We start from the raw sequence: 7,378 nt of genomic DNA on the forward strand, positions 1-7,378 counted from the left end.
GTGTGTATACCTTAACTTATACCATCACCGATAAACTGGATGCTTCAAAAACTTCGACCGCAACAGTTAAAGTTACGGTAGCTTCAGGCGCGATCTTAGCCAAAGACGATGTAGGTTCAGCGAACTCGGTAACCGGTGGAACTGCTGTTGCGAATGTATTGGCGAACGATAATTATAACGGTACGACAACTGCTCCAACCTTAAATGATGTAACCATCACCAATGGTACTAACGACAGCAATGGCAAAGTAACCTTGGATCCGTCAACAGGTGCTGTGAGCGTAGCAGCAAATACCCCTGCAGGCGTTTATACCTTGACTTATACCATCACCGATAAACTGGATGCTTCTAAAACTTCGACTGCAACAGTTAAAGTAACAGTAGCTTCAGGCGCGATCTTAGCCAAAGATGATGCCGGTTTGGCAAACTCAGTAACCGGTGGTACTGCAGTGGCGAATGTATTGGCGAACGATAACTACAACGGCACGACTACCGCACCGACCTTAAATGATGTAACCATCACTAATGGTACTAACGACAGCAATGGCAAAGTAACATTGGATCCGGCAACAGGTTCAGTGAGTGTAGCAACCAATACCCCAGCTGGTGTTTATACCTTGACTTATATCATCACCGATAAACTGGATGCTTCTAAGACTTCAACCGCAACAGTTAAAGTAACGGTAGCTTCTGGAACTTTAACTGCAAAAGACGATGCAGGAAGTGTTAATGGTTTAGTAGGAGGGATACCGGTTGCAAATGTATTGGCTAATGATGCTTACAACGGCACATCTACAGCTCCGACCTTAAGTGATGTAACACTTACACAGGTTTCTACAACAAACCCGAATATTACACTTGATGCTACAACCGGACAGGTAAATGTAAAACCAAACACCCCGGCTGGCGTTTACACGATCATTTATGAAATTGCAGATAAATTAGATCCTAACCAAACCAAACAAGCTACAGTAACCATCACAGTGACAGCACCAGCTATGGTTGCGACAAACGATTCAGGAAATGCTAACGGCTTTACCGGAGGTACTGCAGTTGAAAATGTATTGGTAAACGATACCTACAATGGTAACCCTGCAACTTTCACCGATGTTAAATTAAATCAGGTTTCGAGCAGCAATCCTAACGTAAGTTTAGATGTAACTACCGGAAAAGTAAATGTAGCGCCAAATACGCCCGCAGGAACTTATACTTTGGTTTACCAGATAGAAGATAAGTTGAACCCTGGTCAGACTAAAACAGCGACCGTTACCATCACAGTAACAGCACCAGCTATAGTTGCTACAAACGATTCAGGAAATGCTAACGGCTTTACCGGAGGTACTGCAGTAGAAAATGTATTGGTAAACGATACCTACAATGGTAACCCTGCAACTTTAACGGACGTTAAATTAAATCAGGTTTCGAGCAGCAATCCTAACGTAAGTTTAGATGTAACTACCGGAAAAGTAAATGTAGCGCCAAATACGCCTGCAGGAACTTATACTTTGGTTTACCAGATTGAAGATAAGTTGAACCCTGGTCAGACTAAAACTGCTACCGTAACCATTACAGTTGGTACAGGAACAATTTTAGCTAAAGATGATGCAGGCACCGCAAATGGCTTTACCGGAGGTACTGCAGTTGCCGATATTTTAGTGAACGATAACTATAATGGTACCTCAACCGCCACAACAGAAACAGTTTCCATCACCCAAAATTCAACTGATAATCCAAATATCAACATCGATGTTACCAGCGGCAAAGTAAATGTTGCAGCTAAAACACTACCGGGTGTTTATAACTTAACCTATACCATTACCGATAAACTGGATGCAACCAAGGCTGCAACAGCTAAAGTTGTGGTAACTATTCCGGATTGGAGCAGCGATTTGCAAATCAGCAAAATAGCCAATATAAGCGGAGTGGAAACCAACGGAAACATCAGCTATACCATTAAAATTAAAAACAATGGTCCGGCTACTGTTTTAAGTGGTAAAGCTATCGGTGTGACAGAAAACCTTCCGGCAGGATTAGAAAATGTTACCTATACCACTACAGATGGAGTTTATAATGCTGCTGCAAATACCTATACCTTATCGGCCGATTTATTGTCTGGCGATGAAGTCAGTTTAGTGGTAAACGGAAAGGTTGCAGCAAACTACGCAGGGTCGACCCTGGTTAATCAGGTAGCTTTAACTGCACCAGTTGGAACAAACGATCCTGAAAATACCAACAACCAATCTTCAGTAAGTACACCTATATTAAAAGGTAGTATTGCGCTGGTTAAAACTGGTAGCTTAAGTACCGATGGTAATCAGATTACTTACACCTTTACCGTTACCAATACCGGCGATGTTGCCCTTACTGATATCGTATTGGTGGATAGCAAACTGGCCATGACCAAAACCTTACCGGGAACTTTGGCTGCGGGCGCAAGTTTAACTTATAATGAGGTTTATATTCTTACACAAAGTGATAAAGATGCCGGAAAAGTAAGTAATACCGCTTCGGTAACGGCAAAAACACCTGCGGGTAATACAGTAACCGATGTTTCGGGTAGCGGTAGAGGTAACGATACCCCAACCGAGACACCAGTACCTGGCAGTCCTTCATTTAACTTTACCAAAGTAGCCACCTCAAAAGGTACTAAGGCGGGCGAATCGATTGATTATATTTTCACCATCACCAATACCGGAACTACTACATTGAGCAATCTGATATTGAGTGATGCTGCTGCAAATGCAGGAAGTATCCAGCCAGCAAGTATTGCTACTTTAGCGCCGGGAGCAAGCGTTACTGCTGTAGCGAAACATACTTTAACACAAAGTGAGGTTAATGCGGGCAGCTTTACCAACCAGGCCACTGTAAAAGTTACCGATAGTAAAGGAAATATCATCAATCAGTTATCAGATGATCCGGGTACTAGCACGCCAAACGATCCGACAGTAACTAAACTGGTTACTTCGCCTGCTTATACGTTAACCAAATCGGCGACCAATACCGCAACTAAAGCCGGTGATGTAGTTAATTACAACATTATCTTTAAAAATACCGGTAATGTAACCTTAACCAATATTGTTTTAACAGATGCCAATGCCGATGCCGGAAGTTTAACACCTGCCAGCATTACAACAGTATTACCGGGTGAAACGGTTAATATTACAGCTAAACATACTGTAAAACAAAGTGAAGTGAATGCTGGTGGTTTCAGTAACCAAGTAAATGCAACGGCAAAAGATCCGATGGGAAATACAATAACCAAAGTATCTGATAATCCGACTACACCTGCTGCAGATGATGCTACTTTCTCACCAATTATAGCCGATCCATCGGTAAGGTTTACCAAGTTGGTGGCCAGTGGGGCGGGAGTTATCAAGGTAATTGAATATAGTATTCAGGTAACCAATACCGGGAACATTACTTTAACCAATGTCGTGGTAACCGATCCTGGTGCCGATGCCGGTAGCATTACACCTGCAGTTATTGCCAAACTAGAACCCGCTGAAACAGCAATGATTTTGGCGCGCCATACCTTAACGCAACCTGAAATCGATTATGGTAAGTTTGTAAACCAGGCTAGTTTAACGGCTAATTATGGTGTAGGTAATAATAAGTTGTCTAAATTGTCTGATAACCCTAAAACAATTGCACCAGACGATCCGACTGTTTATATTATTCCTGAAGCTCCGGGTTTAACTTTAGTGAAAACAGGTGCCCTGAGTGCAGATGGTAATACGGTAACTTACACTTTCACTGCTAAAAATACGGGTAACATTACCTTAAATAATTTCAACCTGGTAGATGCCAAAATCCCTGCTGCGGTTACTTTCGCACCGGCAAGTATTGCACCAGGCGAAACTGCTGTGGCAAACGTGGTGTACACCATTACCCAGGCCGAGAAAAATGCCAGTTCAGTGAGCAACACCGCTACACTTACGGCAAGCACCCCGGCAGGAAATAAAGTAACCGATGTTTCGGGTACGGCAGAAGATAACGACAGTCCGACAATTTTAGAATTGCCACGCATTGTTAGCGCTAAAACCGTTACCGATGCCAATAATAATGGTAAGGCTGAACCTAATGAGGTATTAACTTACAACATTATGGTACGTAATAATGGCAATACCACCCGTACAGGTGTTAAAATTACCGACCAGATACCGGCCAATACTACTTATGTAAATGCGAGTGCCGATAATGGTGGTATACTTGCGGGCAATGTGTTAACCTGGGCTAACTTAACTATACCGGCTAACGGTCAGGTCATGGTTGCTTTCAAGGTAACTGTTAATGCTACGCTTCCTTCAGGTGTTTTAAATATCAACAACATTGCAACGGTAGTTGATCCGGCCAATATTACCTCGCCATTAAATCCGGCTGCTGCTATCCCTACTGAAGGCAAATTGGAAGGAAGCAAATCAGTAAGCGATACGAAGGGTAACAAAGATGGTAAGGCACAGGCAAACGAAATATTAACTTACGCCTTGCAGGTTCGCAATACCGGTGGTTCGGCCTTAAATGGCGTAACCATTACCGATGAGCTTCCGGCAGGTTTAACCTATGTGCCGGGTTCAGTTTCAGGATATGGAACAGTAACCGGCAACAGCCTGAAATGGACGATCAACATGCAGCCAAACTCGAGCACCGTACTCACTTTTGATGCGAAGGTTGCACCTGATGTAAACAGCTACAACACCATTAAAAATGTGGCTACAATGACTGCTCCGACAGGAACTGTAATTAAGCCAGAGGTAATTATGGATGTTGATCAATCGGCTGATTTAGTGGTAACCAAAGAATTGATGACCACTGGCGAAATCAGAACCGGATCAGATGTAACCTATAAAATTACGGTAACCAATAAAGGTGCAAACAGGGCAACAGGCGTAACTGTTACCGATAGGTTAAGTACGCTCATCGATGCATCTAAAGAAATTACAGTAACCACAGGTACTACAACTTACAGCACCACAACGCGCGATTTCGTATGGTTGGTTGGTAGCCTGGATCTAAACCAATCAGCAACCTTAACATTCAAATCGCGTACGCTGGCAACAGGTGCATTGAATAATTCGGCAACCGTAAAAGCCGACCAGCCAGATCCTGTACCAAATAACAACTCGGTATCGGCTAATGCGGCCACCATTTCCGGTGATGAATTGCTTATTCCGAACCTGTTTACGCCAAACGGCGATGGTATTAACGATACCTTCGAAATAAACGGATTGGCCAATTTCGCTGAAAGTGAACTCACCATTGTAAATCGTTGGGGGAACGAAGTGTTCCGTGCAAAAGGTTACCAAAACAACTGGACAGGGGAGGGGCTGAACGAAGGTACTTACTATTATTTGTTAAGGGTGCGTAAAGCCGGTAGCAGCGAACTAAAAGTATTTAAAGGTTATATCACATTAATCAGGGCATTTAAGAACTAAAAGGATGAAGAAATTAATTTGGATAATTGCAGGTGCTTTCATGTCCCTTTCGCAGGGCGTATCTGCCCAGCAGGATGCCCAGTATAGCCAGTATATGTTTAACGGTATCTACATCAATCCGGCCTATGCAGGTTATAAAGAAGTGCTGAATGTGCATACTTTTTATCGCAGCCAGTGGACAGGAATAACAGGGGCGCCAAGGAGCATGTCGCTGGCAGTAGATGCCATTGCCAACAGTGGTAATGTAGGCCTTGCCCTGCAGGTGGCCAGCGATAAGCTGGGTGCGCAGAATAACCTCAGCATTTACGGTAACTACGCTTACCGCATCAGGATGAATGATGATGGCAGCTCGCGCCTGGCACTGGGCTTAGGTGTAGGGATGGTACAGCTGGGGATTGATGGTTCGATGCTTAACCCCAACAATCCTGAACCTAACCAGCCGGTAGGGATGCAGAGCACTATTGTACCCGATGCCAGGGCAGGGGTATATTTTGCCAACGATAAATACTATGCGGGTTTTTCGGTCGATAACCTGATTGCTACTTACATCGATATAGACCGTTATGCTTTTATTCCGCAACCCAAACCGCATTACTATTTAACGGCAGGTGCTTTATTTCCGCTTTCCGAAAACTTTCAGCTTAAACCATCTTTCCTGTTGAAAGACGATCGCGGTGGACCAACGAGTCTGGATGTAAATGCCTTTTTAATGATCAAAGATTTTATATGGGTAGGCGGGTCTTATCGTACGGGGGTAAAACTGTATGATAAAAGTTACCTGCAGAAAGATTTAACGCCACGTAACTCGGCTGTTGCCGCGATCCAGATTTTTCCTTCCGAGAAAATCCGGATTGGTTATGGCTACGATTTCTCTATTGGTCCGCTACAAGGCTATAGCAGCGGCACTCATGAGATTTCTATAGCCTATTCTTTTATCAGGCAAAACATCAGATTAGCAACACCAAGGGTCTTCTAAACAAAACAATTAAAATGTGTATAATAATATTTACACTTTTAGACAAAAAATAACTTACATTAGCGTACAAAAAAATAACTTTTTATTAACTTGCAGAATATTATAAAAACAATGAAAACAAAAAATGCTGTTAGCGGCTTCACAGTACTTATCGCCGATGATCATGAGATTATCCGTCGTGGATTAAAAGGTTTAATATCAGACTTTTGGCCTGGTGTCGAAATTATCCATGCATCAACTATGGAGCAAGCGCTTGTTGAAGCAGAAAAATCGCCAAGTTTAATTATCATTGATGTAAACTTACCGGGTGGTAACAACTTAAAGGTTATCGATCAACTTAAATTGGTTCAGCCAAATGCGAAAATCCTGGTGTTTTCTTCATTGAACGAGAATATTTACGCGGTTCCTTATTTAAAATCTGGTGCGTCTGGTTACTTAACCAAAAATGCCGAAGAGTCGGAAATCGTAATTGCCATTACCACAATTCTGGCTGGTAGCCGTTATTCGAGCAGAAATGTTAAAGAAAACATGTTCAATAGCATATTGGGTAACGATGCCGATAATCCATTTACCAAACTATCTGGCAGAGAGCTTGAAGTAGCTGAGCTTTTAACTAAAGGTATTGGTGTATTGGAGATTTCTAACCAGTTAAACCTTCAAATGGGTACAGTAAGCACATATAAACTGAGACTTTTCCAAAAACTGAAAATAAAGAGTATCATCGAACTTGCCGAAAAAATGAGCATTTATGAAAGATAAAAAGAGTATTTTACTCTTTTTATCTTTCCCTGTTCTTATTTTTAGTGCCGAGCCCGCTTTCTCCCGATTCGTTGTGAGTGGAGCCAGCCTGTCCAAATTTATCTGACGAGCCAGCTCCATTTTGATCAAAAGATGCTTTTTCCTTTGCTGTTCCCTTTACTTTTTCTTTGCTTTTCTTTGCGTTTTCCGGTGTGGTCGTTTTCATAGTCTT

At 42.5% G+C, this 7,378-nt stretch carries 4 protein-coding genes; 3 read left to right on the plus strand and 1 reads right to left on the minus strand.

Annotated features, from left to right (window positions below):
* The 3 genes from BLR37_RS09890 to BLR37_RS09900 all read left to right on the plus strand — a co-directional run.
* Nucleotides 1-5,432, plus strand: a 5,432-nt coding sequence (locus BLR37_RS09890; RefSeq protein ID WP_090767928.1) for a DUF7507 domain-containing protein, incomplete at its 5' end; no start/stop codon positions are given.
* A 4-nt stretch (nucleotides 5,433-5,436) separates the two neighbouring features.
* Entirely contained in the window at nucleotides 5,437-6,408 is a 972-nt protein-coding gene (locus BLR37_RS09895; protein WP_090767932.1) for a PorP/SprF family type IX secretion system membrane protein, read from the plus strand.
* 111 nt (nucleotides 6,409-6,519) lie between these two features.
* Complete coding sequence (locus tag BLR37_RS09900) at nucleotides 6,520-7,167, plus strand: response regulator (protein WP_090767935.1); 648 nt, start codon at nucleotides 6,520-6,522, stop codon at nucleotides 7,165-7,167.
* Between the two features lie 19 nt (nucleotides 7,168-7,186).
* Here the strand turns inward: BLR37_RS09900 and BLR37_RS09905 are convergent, their stop codons facing one another.
* A complete protein-coding gene (locus tag BLR37_RS09905) occupies nucleotides 7,187-7,372 on the minus strand; it encodes a hypothetical protein (protein WP_090767938.1) in 186 nt (61 codons plus the stop codon).
* Between the last annotated feature and the right edge of the window lie 6 nt (nucleotides 7,373-7,378).

This window comes from Pedobacter soli (genome assembly GCF_900101435.1).
Lineage (GTDB): Bacteria > Bacteroidota > Bacteroidia > Sphingobacteriales > Sphingobacteriaceae > Pedobacter > Pedobacter soli.